The organism is Flavobacterium sp., assembly GCF_044357305.1.
GTDB lineage: Bacteria > Bacteroidota > Bacteroidia > Flavobacteriales > Flavobacteriaceae > Flavobacterium.
In genome coordinates this window covers 12,932-27,535 of record NZ_JBIKPS010000025.1, presented here as the reverse complement: position 1 = coordinate 27,535, position 14,604 = coordinate 12,932, and the positions used below count along the sequence as shown (strand labels likewise).

At 31.9% G+C, this 14,604-nt stretch carries 8 protein-coding genes; 5 read left to right on the top strand and 3 right to left on the bottom strand.

Annotated features, from left to right (window positions below):
* Positions 1-138: 138 nt before the first annotated feature.
* A complete protein-coding gene (locus ACIQ2J_RS12595; RefSeq protein WP_396170372.1) occupies positions 139-2,916 on the bottom strand; it encodes a TonB-dependent receptor domain-containing protein in 2,778 nt (925 codons plus the stop codon).
* 589 nt (positions 2,917-3,505) lie between these two features.
* Between ACIQ2J_RS12595 and ACIQ2J_RS12590 the strand changes: the two genes are divergently transcribed.
* Complete coding sequence (locus ACIQ2J_RS12590) at positions 3,506-4,024, top strand: hypothetical protein (protein ID WP_396170370.1); 519 nt, start codon at positions 3,506-3,508, stop codon at positions 4,022-4,024.
* A gap of 110 nt (positions 4,025-4,134) precedes the next feature.
* Here ACIQ2J_RS12590 and purL read toward each other — a convergent pair whose 3' ends face one another.
* Positions 4,135-7,860, bottom strand: a complete 3,726-nt coding sequence (purL, locus tag ACIQ2J_RS12585; protein WP_396170368.1) for a phosphoribosylformylglycinamidine synthase — start codon at positions 7,858-7,860, stop codon at positions 4,135-4,137.
* A gap of 185 nt (positions 7,861-8,045) precedes the next feature.
* Here purL and ACIQ2J_RS12580 point away from each other — a divergent pair, with 185 nt between their 5' ends.
* The gene (locus ACIQ2J_RS12580) at positions 8,046-10,559 is read left to right on the top strand and encodes a T9SS type A sorting domain-containing protein (protein ID WP_396170366.1); all 2,514 of its coding nucleotides are present in this window, start codon (positions 8,046-8,048) and stop codon (positions 10,557-10,559) included.
* A gap of 38 nt (positions 10,560-10,597) precedes the next feature.
* On the opposite strand, the gene ACIQ2J_RS12575 is transcribed toward ACIQ2J_RS12580, so the two are convergent.
* Complete coding sequence (locus ACIQ2J_RS12575) at positions 10,598-12,253, bottom strand: hypothetical protein (protein ID WP_396170364.1); 1,656 nt, start codon at positions 12,251-12,253, stop codon at positions 10,598-10,600.
* Between the two features lie 78 nt (positions 12,254-12,331).
* Between ACIQ2J_RS12575 and ACIQ2J_RS12570 the strand changes: the two genes are divergently transcribed.
* Genes ACIQ2J_RS12570 through bshB1 form a run of 3 tightly spaced genes read left to right on the top strand, consistent with a single transcriptional unit; the run spans position 12,332 to position 14,588 of the window.
* A complete protein-coding gene (locus ACIQ2J_RS12570; protein WP_396170362.1) occupies positions 12,332-12,754 on the top strand; it encodes a hotdog fold thioesterase in 423 nt (140 codons plus the stop codon).
* Positions 12,754-13,830 (top strand): chorismate-binding protein, encoded by a 1,077-nt coding sequence (locus ACIQ2J_RS12565; protein WP_396170360.1) that lies wholly within the window; start codon positions 12,754-12,756, stop codon positions 13,828-13,830. The genes ACIQ2J_RS12570 and ACIQ2J_RS12565 overlap by 1 nt, the downstream gene beginning before the upstream one ends.
* A 41-nt stretch (positions 13,831-13,871) precedes the next feature.
* Positions 13,872-14,588: a bacillithiol biosynthesis deacetylase BshB1 gene (gene bshB1 / locus ACIQ2J_RS12560; RefSeq protein ID WP_396170358.1), complete on the top strand. Its 717-nt coding sequence runs from the start codon at positions 13,872-13,874 to the stop codon at positions 14,586-14,588.
* Positions 14,589-14,604: the final 16 nt, after the last annotated feature.

Sequence of the window (14,604 nt, the reverse complement as noted above, 5' to 3'; positions counted from 1 at the left end):
GTTACCATAGCGTTATTTGAAGTTTAAAAAAGTTAATTTAGTGTTAAAAAAGTTAGGATTTAATTGCATAAAAAATGCCCCAAATAGTGTCTAACTATTGGAGCATTTTCAATTAGGTAGCTTTTTTGTATTATTTTTTTAGAAAGTATAGCTTAGGTTTAACGAGAATCCAACTCCTTTTTTGTAATTACTTATTAGGTTTGATTTTTCATTAATTGGAGAAGTTCCATTGGTTCCTAATTCAAATTTTCTATCCGGATTTAATAGATTGTCTGCTGAGAATTTTACATCAAAATGTTGTGACAATTTACTGCTCCAAACAAAATCTAATTGTTGTACGGGTAATTCATAAATATGATCTAATCCTCCAGTTCCAACAGCATAAATTCTTTTTCCAAAAACAGAATATACCAAAGTGGCTGTGTTGCTCCAAGTTTTAGAAAAGTTGAATTGGTATTTAACATCTGAATTTATTATCCACTTAGAAGCTCCTTGTAATTCTCTAGATTTATGAGTTTCAATGCTTCCTATTGGATTAACTTCTACATTTGTTTTCATTAATGAAGTATTAAATCCAAAAGAAAAATCAGCTAAACTTTTGTTTATTCTTGCAAAATCTAATAGAAATTCTAATTCTGCTCCCATCAAGTTTGCGCTATCGGAATTTAAATAGGTTGTGATTGTTGCGTTAGCAGCATTAGCGATAAATGTTCTTTCAATAGGATTTTGGATATTTTTACCAAAAACACCAACTGCAAACATTTCTTTGCCTGTAGGGAATAATTCAAATTTCACATCGGCATTATAGTTATCACTATTAGTTAGTAGTGGATTTCCTCTCATAGAAGTTCCATCAGCATTAATGTATTCTATTGGGTAGGCTTCCATTACAACTGGTTTTGTATAGGTTTTTCCTGTTGCAAAACGGATATTTGCTTTTTCAGTAACTTCATATTTTACATTTAACGATGGTAATAGATAGAAGTTGTTATAGGTTAATTTCTTAAACGGCTCATCAAAACTTCCTTGAGTTCTATATTTGGTTTCTCTTACTGTGTTTTCTGCTCGTAATCCACCATTAACTTCCCATTTGTCGGCAAATTTGAATAGGATATTAGCATACCCAGCATTTGTTTGTTCGTTTAATTTTGCTTTATAGGTATTGTTAGAGCTTTCTCTAAAACTAAAAGCATTTTGACTTAAATAATCATTCAATTGTGAGTCCAAACTATTCACAGGAACAGTAAAACTGTTTGGAGCAAAACTATTTACTGGCGAAATAAAACGGTAAGAAGATTGCATTAATGATGCATACCCATTATAACCAACCGCTAATTTATTTTTTTTATCTTGCCCACCAAATTTCAAGCTATATTCTAACATTCCAGATAAATAAATATCACTATTAATATCTAAATATTGTTTGATAAAGTTATTTCCAGCAATAGAAGTGATGATGTTTTGACCATCTCTTGTTCCAGAGAAAAATTTTCTATCTGGTTGTTGATAAGATGTTTTAGCAAAGGATCCTCCAGCTTTAATGTTTTGATTTTTATCCGATGTTAAGGCATATTCACCAAGTAATTGTGAATTAAAATAATCCGATTGGTCCAGTTGATTAGTTCGGATAAAAGAAACATTATTGTTTGCCGACAAATCTGCAAAACCATCTTGATCTTTAATTAAACTCTCCGTTGTTCTTAAATAGAAATTATTCCAAGACAATTTAATTTTCTTTCCAGAGTAGTTTAAACCTACAAGTGAGGATAAAGAAGTTTTGTAACGGTATTCGGTATTGATGAAGTCATTTCTATAAACAAATCCTGATGGATTATTGTTAAAATTTCTTTCTACACCATTTCGAATACTATAATTATTGTCGGAATTTAAAGATAATAAATATGAAATTTTATCATTATTTTTTAATGTAAATCTTTCAGTATGAAACAAACCAATACTTGAGTTTAATGGGCTTTTACTTTCGCTTACATCAAAACCGCTTTTAAAAGACTGTAGGGATTGGTCGGGTGTAAAAGTGTAACTAGAAGGCTTTCCTCCCAATAATGCTGGTAAAGCTCTATCGTTTCCTGTTAATCCAAAAAAACCTTTTGTATTATCTGCGTCTTTTGAGATTAAGAAATCGTTTAAATTGTTGTTTGTTGTAAAACTAGTTCCAATGCTAATTTTCGTAAGACTTTTAGTGCTTTTTGATGTAATTGTGGAGATATTAAAAGTTCCCCCAGCAAAATCTCCATATATATTAGGGTTGAATGTTTTGTAAACGTCAATTACACCTACAATATCGGTTGGAAATAAATCCAAAGGAATAATTTTCTTGAACGGATTGTTTGTAGGAGCCGCTAAATCATTTATTAATAAATTATTATATCGGTCTTCCAATCCTCTTACAAATAATCCTCTTGAACCTACTTTGGTTATCCCAGTTATTTTTGTTAAGCCTTCCTCAACATCACTAATTCCTTTTCTGCTCATTTCTTGAGCACCAATACTTTGCTTTATCTCAACCGCTTTTTTCTGTTCAAGTAATAATGCAGTTTCTTTTTCTCTGTTTTTCGTAGTTGATTTAATTGTGACATCTTCCAATTTATAACCGCCAGAACTAAGTGCTTTGTTTAAAACTAAAGTTTCTCCGGGCTTTACAGTAACAAGCGCTTCAATTGATTCATAACCAACAAAACTAAATACCATTGTGTAATTTCCTGGATCAATATTTATTTTATATTTCCCTTTATCATCTGTTGTAACACTTAAAGAAGTTCCTTTTATTGCTACATTTGCATACGTCAAAGGATTATTGTTTACCTCTTTATCGGTTAATGTTCCAATTATATTTCCTTTTTGAGCAATTGAAATTGAACTAATAAATAATAGTAGAAATAAGAATTTAATTTTCATGATTTATGTTATTTTAATTTTATGCAAATTACGCTCTGTTTTGTAAAGTTGAAGTTATCTGTACCTTAAGGTTAGATGTATTAATAGTTAACTTAATGTTAATAAGTTATTTTAATGTTAATTTAAGAATATTATAAAAAATGTATTTATAGTTATTTCTTTCGTATGTGTTGGCTTGGTTAACAATTTAAACTAGTATTTGAAGTTCGCTATAAATAAGTTTAAAATAAATTTATTTTGGTCCGCAAATTCATTATCTACAGCAAATGCTATTAAGTTTTCAAAGTAAAATATTACGAATTTAGATATGCTGTTTAATATTGATTGATATCCTTGTCATTTCAATATTATTTGCATTCATAAAACATTACGTTTTAATTTTTTTTTAATTTTATTTCTACTTAAAAATGAGTTTTTAATTTTATTTTTTTTGAATATAAGAACTATAAACCATGCCGATTTATTTTTTCCAATGTTAAGTTTTAGTCTAAACAGAAAACTTAACATTGGAGTATTGTTTTTTGTTGTAAATTTGTTAACATTAATTTTACATTCAGTTAACGCTAAATTAATTTGATAAATACTAACTATGATAAAGAAAACCCAAACAACAAACGAAATTACTCAAGAAGAGAATCAAACAATTGAATGTAGTACTGAAACTACAAATGAAATAACTACTGAATCTGTAGAAGAAATTAGTGTTATTGAAGAACCAATTAATCCTAGAGGTAGGTCTAGAGTAGTCAAAACGGTAATTAGTGATGTCAATCCTGAAGAAATCAAGTCTGAAGAAATCATTCCAGAAGAAATCATGCCAGAAGAAATCATGCCAGAAGAAATCACATCAGAAATTTTGAAAAAAACCGAGTTGCAAACTAATAAAAAAGCTAAAAAAATGAAAAATTCTGACAAAGAAATTGAAAAAAAAATAAAAGAGAAAAAGAAAGCTAAAGTCAAAAAAGACAAGCAAAAGGAGAAAGATAAAGCTAAAAAACAAAAAGCTAAAAAGAGAGAAAAAGCTAAAAAACAAAAAGCTAAAGATAAAGCTAAAGCAAATAAGAAAGCAAAAGCTAAAAGAAAATCTAAATCTAAAAAGAAAAAATAATTTTATTATATTATTTATTAAACCGATGCTTTACGCATCGGTTTTTTTATACTGCAGCAAATCAATAAATTAAATAGAGGATTGTCCTTTTTTATGATTTTATTATGCAATTAGTGTTTTTCCACCCAAAGTCTTGCATTTACAAACGCTTCAATCCAAGGAGAGACTTCGTCTTTTTTATCACTAGGATAATAAGCCCAGTTCCAAGGGAAAGTCGAACGTTCAATATGTGGCATCATTACCAAATGTCGTCCTGTTGCATCACACAGCATAGCCGTATTATAATCTGATCCATTAGGGTTCGCAGGATATCCTTCATAACCATATTTGGCAACAATATTGTACTGACTTTCTTCATAAGGCAAGTTGAATTTTCCTTCACCATGCGAAACCCAAACTCCAAGAGTAGTTCCTGCCAATGATGATAACATCACCGAATGGTTCTCTTGTACTTTTACCGAAGTAAAAATACTTTCGTGTTTGTGCGAGTCGTTGTGAAGCATTTTTCCGTGAATTTCATGCTCCGGATTTACCAATTCCAATTCCATGAACAATTGGCATCCATTACAAATTCCAACCGAAAGGGTATCTTCTCTTTTAAAGAAATTCTGCAATGCCGTTTTCGCTTTTTCATTATATAAAAATGCACCAGCCCAACCTTTAGCCGAACCCAATACATCCGAATTTGAAAAACCACCAACAGCTCCAATAAATTGAATATCTTCAAGATTTTCACGTCCCGAAATTAAATCGGTCATGTGAACATCTTTTACATCAAATCCTGCCAAATACATAGCATTGGCCATCTCACGCTCACTATTACTTCCTTTTTCACGAATAATTGCTGCTTTTGGGCGTGCTGAGGGGCTAGGGGTGAGGATTCCCGTAAAATGCGACGGAAACTTATAAACTAAAGGATGTTCTCCTAAATTGTCAAAACGTTCTTTTGCCTTATTGTTTTTGGTTTGTTTTTGGTCTAATAAAAAAGAGGTTTCAAACCAAATATCTCTGTATTTACTCACTTCCAACTTCCAGCTTCCAATTTCCAACAAATTCCCTTCTTTAACTTCTCCAATTTTGAAAAACTCCATTCCTTCAAATGCTTTTTCAAAAGTAGCATCGTCTTTTGCTTGCAACACAATTCCGATATTTTCAGAAAATAAAATCTTAACTAAATCTTTTTCTGTAAAAGAATTAAATGAAATGGTAGCACTCAAATTCACATCGGCAAAACACATTTCCAATAAAGTAGTAATTAATCCACCACTTCCTATGTCATGTCCTGAAAGGATTTGTCGGTCTTTAATTAAATTTTGAATGGTATTAAACGCATTTTTAAAATAGTTAGAATCCTTGATAGTAGGAGTTTCTGTTCCTATTTTATTTAAAGTTTGTGCAAAAGAACTTCCTCCTAATTTAAAATCATCTTGCGATAAATTAATATAATAAATAGAACCTCCATTGCGTTGCAAAACAGGTTCAACCACCTTAGTAATATTCGAACAATTTCCTCCCGCAGAAATAATCACCGTTCCTGGTGCAATCACTTCGTCATTAGGATATTTTTGCTTCATGGATAGCGAATCTTTTCCAGTTGGGATATTGATTCCCAATTCGATAGCAAAATCAGAACACGCTTGAACGGCTTCATACAATCGAGCATCTTCACCTTCATTTTTACAAGCCCACATCCAGTTGGCAGAAAGTGAAACACTTTGTAAATTATCTTTTAAAGGAGCAAAAACAATATTCGATAACGCTTCACCAATAGCATTTCGGCTACCGGCTTTTGGATCAATCAATGCCGAAATAGGCGCGTGCCCAATTGAAGTTGCAATTCCTTCTTTTCCGTTATAATCTAAAGCCATAACGCCAACGTTGTTCAACGGCAATTGAAAAGGGCCAACACATTGTTGTTTTGCCACTTTTCCACCCACACAACGGTCCACTTTATTGGTCAACCAGTCTTTACAAGCAACTGCTTCTAGTTGTAATACTTGTTCCAAATAGGTTGGTATATTTTCGGTAGTATATTCTAAATCTGCATATTTTCTAACTATAGTTTTGTCGTTCATGACCACTTTTGGCGAACTTCCAAACATGTCCTCTAAAGCAAAATCCATTGGTTTTTCTCCTGTAGTTTTACTTTCAAAAGTAAAGCGATGATTGCCTGTAACGTCCCCAACTTGGTACATTGGCGAACGCTCTCTATCGGCAATACGCTGCAAAGTGTCAATATCTTTTTGACCGATAACCAAACCCATGCGTTCTTGACTTTCGTTTCCTATAATTTCTTTGGCAGATAGGGTAGGGTCGCCAACGGGCAATTTATCTAAATCGATTAATCCTCCGGTTTCTTCTACTAATTCGGATAGGCAATTCAAATGCCCACCAGCACCATGATCGTGAATAGAAACAATAGGGTTTTCGTCACTTTCTACCAAACCACGAATGGCGTTAGCAGCACGTTTTTGCATTTCAGGATTAGAACGTTGGATGGCATTCAATTCAATTCCAGAGCCTAAAGCACCGGTATCGGCAGAAGAAACTGCGGCGCCACCCATTCCAATTCTATAATTTTCACCACCAAGAATCACGATTTTATCTCCGGTTTTGGGTGTTTGTTTTTGTGCTTGCGAAGCTTTTCCGTAACCAATTCCACCCGCTTGCATGATGACTTTATCGTAGCCTAATTTGCGGTTGTCAGTGTTAACTTCGATAGAGTTAACTTCGATAGAGTTAACTCCGACAGAGTTTTGAACTCTGTCGGAGTTGTTAATATTATTGTCTTCATCATGTTCAAAAGTCAAAATAGAACCCGTAATTAAAGGTTGTCCAAATTTATTTCCAAAATCGGAAGCACCGTTGGAGGCTTTTATCAAAATATCCATTGGCGTTTGGTACAACCATTTTCGTTCGATCATGCCATTTTCCCAATTTCTATTTTCTGCTAATCTGGAGTAAGCAGTCATGTAAACCGCGGTTCCAGCCAAGGGCAATGAACCTTGACCTCCCGCTAATCTATCCCGAATTTCACCTCCCGAACCTGTTGCAGCACCATTAAAAGGCTCTACGGTTGTAGGGAAATTATGGGTTTCGGCTTTTAAAGAAATCACCGAATCAAACTGTTTTTTAGTATAAAAATCGGGCTTGTCGGCAGTGTTTGGTGCAAATTGCTCTACGGTCGGCCCTTTAATAAACGCTACATTGTCTTTATAAGCCGAAACAATATCGTTCGGATTTTCGGCGGCCGTTTTCTTAATTAATTTGAATAAAGAAGAAGGTTTTTCAACCCCATCAATTACAAACGTTCCATTGAAAATTTTATGACGGCAATGTTCTGAATTCACTTGAGAAAATCCAAACACTTCTGAGTCGGTAAGTTTTCTATTTAATTTTTTAGATAGGTTTTCCAAATATTCTACTTCGTCAGCACTTAACGACAAACCTTCTTGTTGGTTGTAAACGGCAATATTTTCAATTTCTAAAATTGCTTCCGGTTGGATATTTATCGTGAAAATATCTTGGTGCAATTCGGAATATTTTTGCGAAAGCATTGGATCAAAAGCAACAAAATCAGCAGCAACTTTTTCAAATTCTTCCATTCTAATGATGCCTTTAATGCCCATGTTTTGGGTGATTTCAACGGCATTGGTGCTCCAAGGTGTTACCATTGCGGCACGAGGACCAACAAAAAAATCCGTAAGTACGGATTTCTCTATTTTAGTTGCGTTACCAAAAAGCCAATTTAATTTAGAAATTGTTTCTGTCGAAAGTTCATTTTGTGTCTGAACAGCAAATACAGTAGTGGTTTCGTTACCGAAAAAGTGAATCATCGTGTTGTTGTGTTGGAAGGGACAAGTTGCAACTTGACCGTTTGTTGTAGTTGCAAATTTAGTTTAAAAAACAGAAGTAGCAAAATGAGTTATCAATAGTTTTTAACGGGTTTTCGACAATTTTACAAAAATAAATTATTACTAAATAAAAGATTTGTTATATTTGATTTATATATATAACTGTTATGAAAAAGGTTTTTTTTGTTTTTTTAATGTTTTCTTTTTTTTTGGTTAATGGACAAGTTATAAACATACCAGATGCAAATTTTAAATCAAAATTATTAGCATCAAGTTCTAGTAATGCTGTAGCAATTGGAATTAATGGTAATTGGATTGCTATTGATGAAAATTCTAATAATCAAATAGAATTAAGTGAAGCCCAAAATGTTGAATTTCTAATCGTTAACTTATCCAATATTGTAGACTTAACTGGAATTCAAAGTTTTACTAATTTAAAGCAATTGGAATGTTCAAGTAATCAATTAACAACACTTAACTTGTCAGGATTATCAAATCTTAATAATTTAAATTGTTCTAGTAATCAAATTTCAACATTAAATATTTCTGGATTATCAAGTCTTATCGAATTATACTGTGGTTATAACTCCTTGACAACTTTAAGTTTTTCAGGATTGACTGGGATAAAAAAAATAGTTTGTGAAAATAATCAAATAACTTCTTTGAATCTAAATGAATTTCCAAGTCTTGAATATTTAAATTGTAATCGTAATTTAATTTCCAATTTAAATGTAAACGGTATGAATAATCTACTGAATTTATATTGTGAATATAATAATATGAATACTATTAATTTAAGTGAATTACCTGTTGTTAGAGAATTTAGTTGTAATAATAACAATTTAACTTCCTTAAATGTTACTAGCATGACTGCACTTAAACAGTTTTATTGCGCTTACAATCAGTTGACTAATTTAAACATAAGCGGATTACATGAACTAAGTACTATTTATTGTAACAATAATCAATTAACATCATTAAATATTGATGCATATGACAATGTTACTAGTGTTCGTTGTAGTTTTAATAATTTAACTTCACTAATTACAAATGGGATATGTAATTATGGCTCTACTATTGATTGTGATTCCAATCAATTAACAACTATAGATGTTACGGGAATAAAATATCTAACATCGCTAAGTTGCAATAACAATTTGCTTCAATCATTGATTTTGAAAAATGGGTTTAATATTAATTTATTTATTTCTAATAATCCAAATATTCAATACATCTGTGCAGATGAAAATCAATTTAGTTATTATCAAAACATTGTAAATAATTATGGAATAACTAATTGTAATATAAATTCCTATTGTTCTTTTACTCCAGGTGGAGTATTCTATACAATTCAGGGAAATTCTAAATTAGACTCTGATTCTAATGGGTGTAATTCAGATGATACTACATTTTCTAACATTAAATTTAATATTACAAATGGGACAACCTCGGGAACTATAATTGCAAATTCTTCTGGAAATTATTCAATTCCTGTTCAAGAAGGTAGTTATTCGATAACTCCAATCATTGAAAATCCAAGTTATTACAATATTTCTCCTCCAACTTTTCAAGTTGCTTTTCCATCCCAAAATAGTCCTTTAAATCAAAACTTTTGCGTTACTCCAAATGGTACTCATAATGATTTAGAGATAAATGTTATTCCAGTAATTGCTGCAAGACCAGGATTTGACGCAACCTATAAATTGATTTATAAAAATAATGGAACCTCTATTCAAAATGGTTTTATAGAGTTAACTTTTAACGATGAAAAATCCGATTTTGTTTCTGCTAATCCAGTAATTACAAATCAAGTTGGAAATATTTTGACTTGGAATTATAGTAATTTACAGCCTTTTGAAACAAGGGAGGTTACATTAATAATTAATATTAATTCTCCTATGGAAACTCCAGCAGTAAATGCAGGGGATATTTTAAGTTATTCTGCAATAATATTTCCGGTAATTAATGATGGTTTTCAGTTGGATAATTATTCAGCTTATAGACAGTTGGTGGTTAACTCAATGGATCCAAACGATAAAATCTGTATTGAAGGGAATGTGGTTGGAACTCAAATGATAGGGGAGTATGTACATTATGTAATTCGTTTTGAAAACACAGGGACTTTTGCAGCACAAAATATTGTAGTAAAAGACATTATTGATTTAAATAGATATGATATTTCAACATTAGTTCCAATAAAAGGAAGTCATCCTTTTATAACTAGAATTAATGATAATAAAGTGGAATTTATTTTTGAAAATATAAATTTACCATTTGAAGATGCTACAAATGATGGTTTTGTTTCTTTCAAAATTAAAACGTTACCTACATTAACTATAGGAAATACATTTACCAATAAGGCAAATATTTATTTTGATTACAATTTTCCAATTGTAACCAATACAGCATCAACTTCAATTCAAGCATTAGTTGATACTGATTTTGAATTTAGTACTGTTTTTAGTTTATCTCCAATTCCAACAAAAAATATTTTAAATATTCAAATTAAAAAAGTAACTCAATTAACTTCCATAAGTATATATAACAACTTAGGACAACTTGTTCTAATTTCTACAAATCCATCTAATTCGATTGATGTTTCTTCTTTAAAAACCGGAAATTATTTTATAAAAATAGTTTCAAATTTAGGAATATCTTATAGTAAGTTTATTAAGGAATAACAAAAATGCCTCCTGAAAAGAAGGCATTAAAGTGTTAATTAGTTTGATATAAATTGGTAGGCTCCAATATTGGTGTTGGTTGAGTTCCTTGGTTTATTTAAAATATCAAATGGGCTAGCAGTTGTAGGTGTTACTTTTGCATATAAATCTTCGGTAGGCCACATTTGATTATTGACAATATTTTTAAACTTTGGATTGATATTCTTTTTATTACCATTTTGTTCCAAACGAATGCTGTCATATAACGGATTTGCTATTAAAGCCGAACTCAAATCATTGACTTTAAATAAGCAATTATTGAAAGTTGTTGTGAAAGAAGTTCCTTTTTTCTCTAAAGATATTTCAGTGCTGTTGGAACCATAAACAATACAATTCGTCAATATTGCTGTAGTTTGTTTAACTAAATAGGCGGTATCGGTTTCTAAATAGTCATTTAAAATAACCGCTGCCTGCTTAGAACTGTTCCAGTTGTTGTTAAAAGTGCAATTAGTAAAAATATACGTTCCGCCATAAGTTGCAGCTATATTGGCTTGACCAGAATTATTTACTACTAAATTATCGGCAGTTATTTGAGCCGTTCTGCCCAATATTCCATAGTTGGAACAATTGTAAATTTGAGAATTTTTTATCGTGAATTTTGTAAAAGAATTATCTGTAGTTAGTGCTAAGTTATTTGATAAAATACCAACCGATGCATTCTTTAAAGTAAGATGTTCAATTACATTATTAGGCAAAGTAGAAAAATTAATAATGGCAGACCATTGCCCAGGAACATCCGAATAATTTGGTTCTAAACGATCTCCTTCAAAAATAACCTCTTTAGATAAATCTTCAGGATCATTTGTAGCCGAAGGTAATCCATTTATTTTTAGAGTTCCATTTTTGGCAATAATCAAACCCGAATTAGCATGAAAATGAACTCGTGCACCACTAGTAACAATCAAAGTTTCGTTATCGGGTACTAAGGCATAACCATAAACTACATAGGGCTTATCATTTTTCCAAATATATTCATCTTGATTTATAGGGTCATTGTGGTCTAAAGTACTTCCAACAATAGTTACGGGTTGGTTGGTGTCATCGGAACCCAAATTAATTCCTTCATAAGTAAAAGTATTGTCGGCATTTTGAGTTCGATGTGGGAAAATAAAGTAGGCATCTTGAATTAAAGTAACCAACTCCACGGTTTGTGGCCCTCCAGTAATATTGGAAAACTGAATTTGATCGGTATATAAAAAATCGGTTGGATTAGCACTTGCAACATCACTAGTAACTTCCACAAAAATAAAAAGACTGTCCTTAGCCAAAAGCTCTACATTGCTAAATATTTTGCCTTGAGCACCCGCATCGCCGGTCATTCCATCCACCATAATTCGGTATTTAGAATTTAGGCCTTTTCCGAGTTGAATTTTTGGAATTGAAATATCTTTATTACTTTGATTATATACTTTTAAAGTATAGGTACTCGAACCAATATTGGTGAAAACGGTGTCTAAATAAACAGTGTCTTTTGAGAATTCTAAGCCGCCAGTGCTAGGTTCAAAAGCAAAGTCATTTCGGCAAGAAGTTAGGCTAATGGCGATTCCTGCAAGGAGTAAAAAAAGTAATTTACGCATATCTAAAATTCTAATTTGGTAAATGTAGGTAATTATTTGAAAATTCAAAACTGCAATTTCTAAAATAGATAACGACAAAGGAGGTATTTTAGTTTGTAAATGGTAAACAAATTCTTCATTCTATTAAAAAAGACTAATTTTGCCAAAAAAATAAACATGGTTTTTGATAGAGAGAAAATGCTACAACTTTGCAATGATTGGTCTAAAAACACTTTGATGCAAACTTTAGAAATTGAATATACCGATGCTGGCGAAGATTTTCTGGTGGCAACCATGCCTGTAAATTCAAGGGTGCACCAACCCATGGGGTTATTGCATGGCGGTGCTTCAGTAGCATTAGCAGAAAGTGTAGGTAGTGCTGCTTCCTTAATGTTTGTCAATCCTGAAAAGCAAGAAGTTCGTGGCATAGAGATTTCGGCAAACCATGTGCGAAGTAAAAAAGAAGGAATTGTTACTGCTACAGCAAGGATTCTGCATAAAGGTGCGAGTATTCACTTGTGGGAAATTAGAATTGTAGATGAAAAGGAAAAGTTAATTTCGCTTTGCAAATTGACTAATATGGTTTTACCTAGAAGATAATGAGTGGTTTATTTCAAAAGATAACCGAGCAATTTAATTATAAATTACCCTTTGTTTGTTATTGCAAACCCAATTCCGGTAAAATAATTGCGCTTTTTCAAAAAAACGAGGAATTGTTTTTATTAGAGAAGGCAAGTACTGGTTTTGCATTCGTTTCTTTTGATAACGAAAAAAAGTATTTAATTCCCGAAAATCAATCGGATGTTTATGTGGAAACGGTTAATGATTTGGATTGTATTTTTTCTAATTATAAAGAATATAAAACCGATGAAACTGCTAAAAATAATTTTGAAAACCTAGTTAAAAAAGCCCTTCAAGAAATTGAAAAAGGTTCTTTTGAAAAAGTAGTTTTATCCAGAAAGGAATTAATAGATTTAGTAAATTTTCAATTGGAATTGGTTTTTAATTCCTTAATTTCGAATTATCCAACGGCATTCAACTATTGTTTTTACCATCCTAAAGTTGGTTTTTGGATGGGAGCCACACCAGAACAATTGGCTAAAATTGAAAATAACAAAATTAAAACTGTTGCACTAGCTGGAACCCAGTTATTTACGGATTTACAAAATGTATCTTGGGAAGAAAAAGAAATAAAAGAACAGCAAACCGTTACGGATTTTATTGTAAATGCACTGCAGACGGTTTCGAGTGAAGTTATAAAAACAGAGCCATATTCTTTTCAAGCAGGATCTATAGTTCATATTAAAACCGATATTGAAGCCACTTTAAATTCCCAATTGGACGTATCCAATATAATAGATTTATTGCATCCAACCCCTGCGGTTTGCGGATTTCCTATAGAAATAGCCAAAGAGTTTGTTTTAACAAAGGAAGGTTACGAAAGAGAATTTTATGCGGGATATTTAGGCGAGTGGAACAAAGATTTTTTAACCTATAAGGAAGGAAGTTTCGATTTATTTGTAAATTTACGATGTATGAAACTTGGTATGGATTCAAAATTGAAAGTAACGCAAGCGCAATTATTTATAGGTTGCGGAATTAATAGTGGGAGTGACCCCGAAAAAGAATTTTTGGAAACCGTGAATAAATCGCAAACATTAAAAAAAATCTTATAATAAGTTTAAGATTAATTAAATTAGCTCATTAAATAGTGGATATGAAATTAGATATACTGGCTTTTGGAGCCCACCCAGATGATGTAGAATTAGGATGTAGTGGTACCCTTGCAAAAGAAATTAGCCTAGGAAAAAAAGTAGGTATAGTAGATTTAACACGAGGGGAATTAGGAACTCGAGGTTCGGTTGCTATTCGGAACTCGGAGTCTGCAAATGCTTCCGAGATTCTAGGAATTTCGGTTAGAGAAAATCTAGACATGCGGGATGGCTTCTTTATCAATGATGAGGCGCATCAAATGAAAGTTATAGAGATCTTACGCAAATACCGCCCCGAAATTGTTTTGTGCAATGCTATTCAAGACAGGCATATTGATCACGGAAAAGGAAGTAAATTGGTTTCGGATGCTTGTTTTTTATCTGGATTGCGTAAGATAGAAACCGCTCTAGATGGAAAACTTCAAGAAGCATGGCGTCCAAAAGTTGTGTATCATTATATTCAATGGGAAAATATAACTCCAGATTTTGTTGTGGATATTTCAGGATTTTTAGAGGTTAAAATGGAGTCTATATTAGCGTATAGTTCTCAGTTTTATAAGGAAAACACTAAGGAGCCAGAATCGCCAATTACGTCTAAAAACTTTCTAGATAGTGTGAAATATCGCGCCCAAGATTTAGGAAGAATTATAGGAGCAGAGCATGGTGAAGGATTTACCGTTGAAAGGTATTTGGCTGTCAATAGTTTAAGTAATTTGGTATAATTTTTTTAATTTTTCC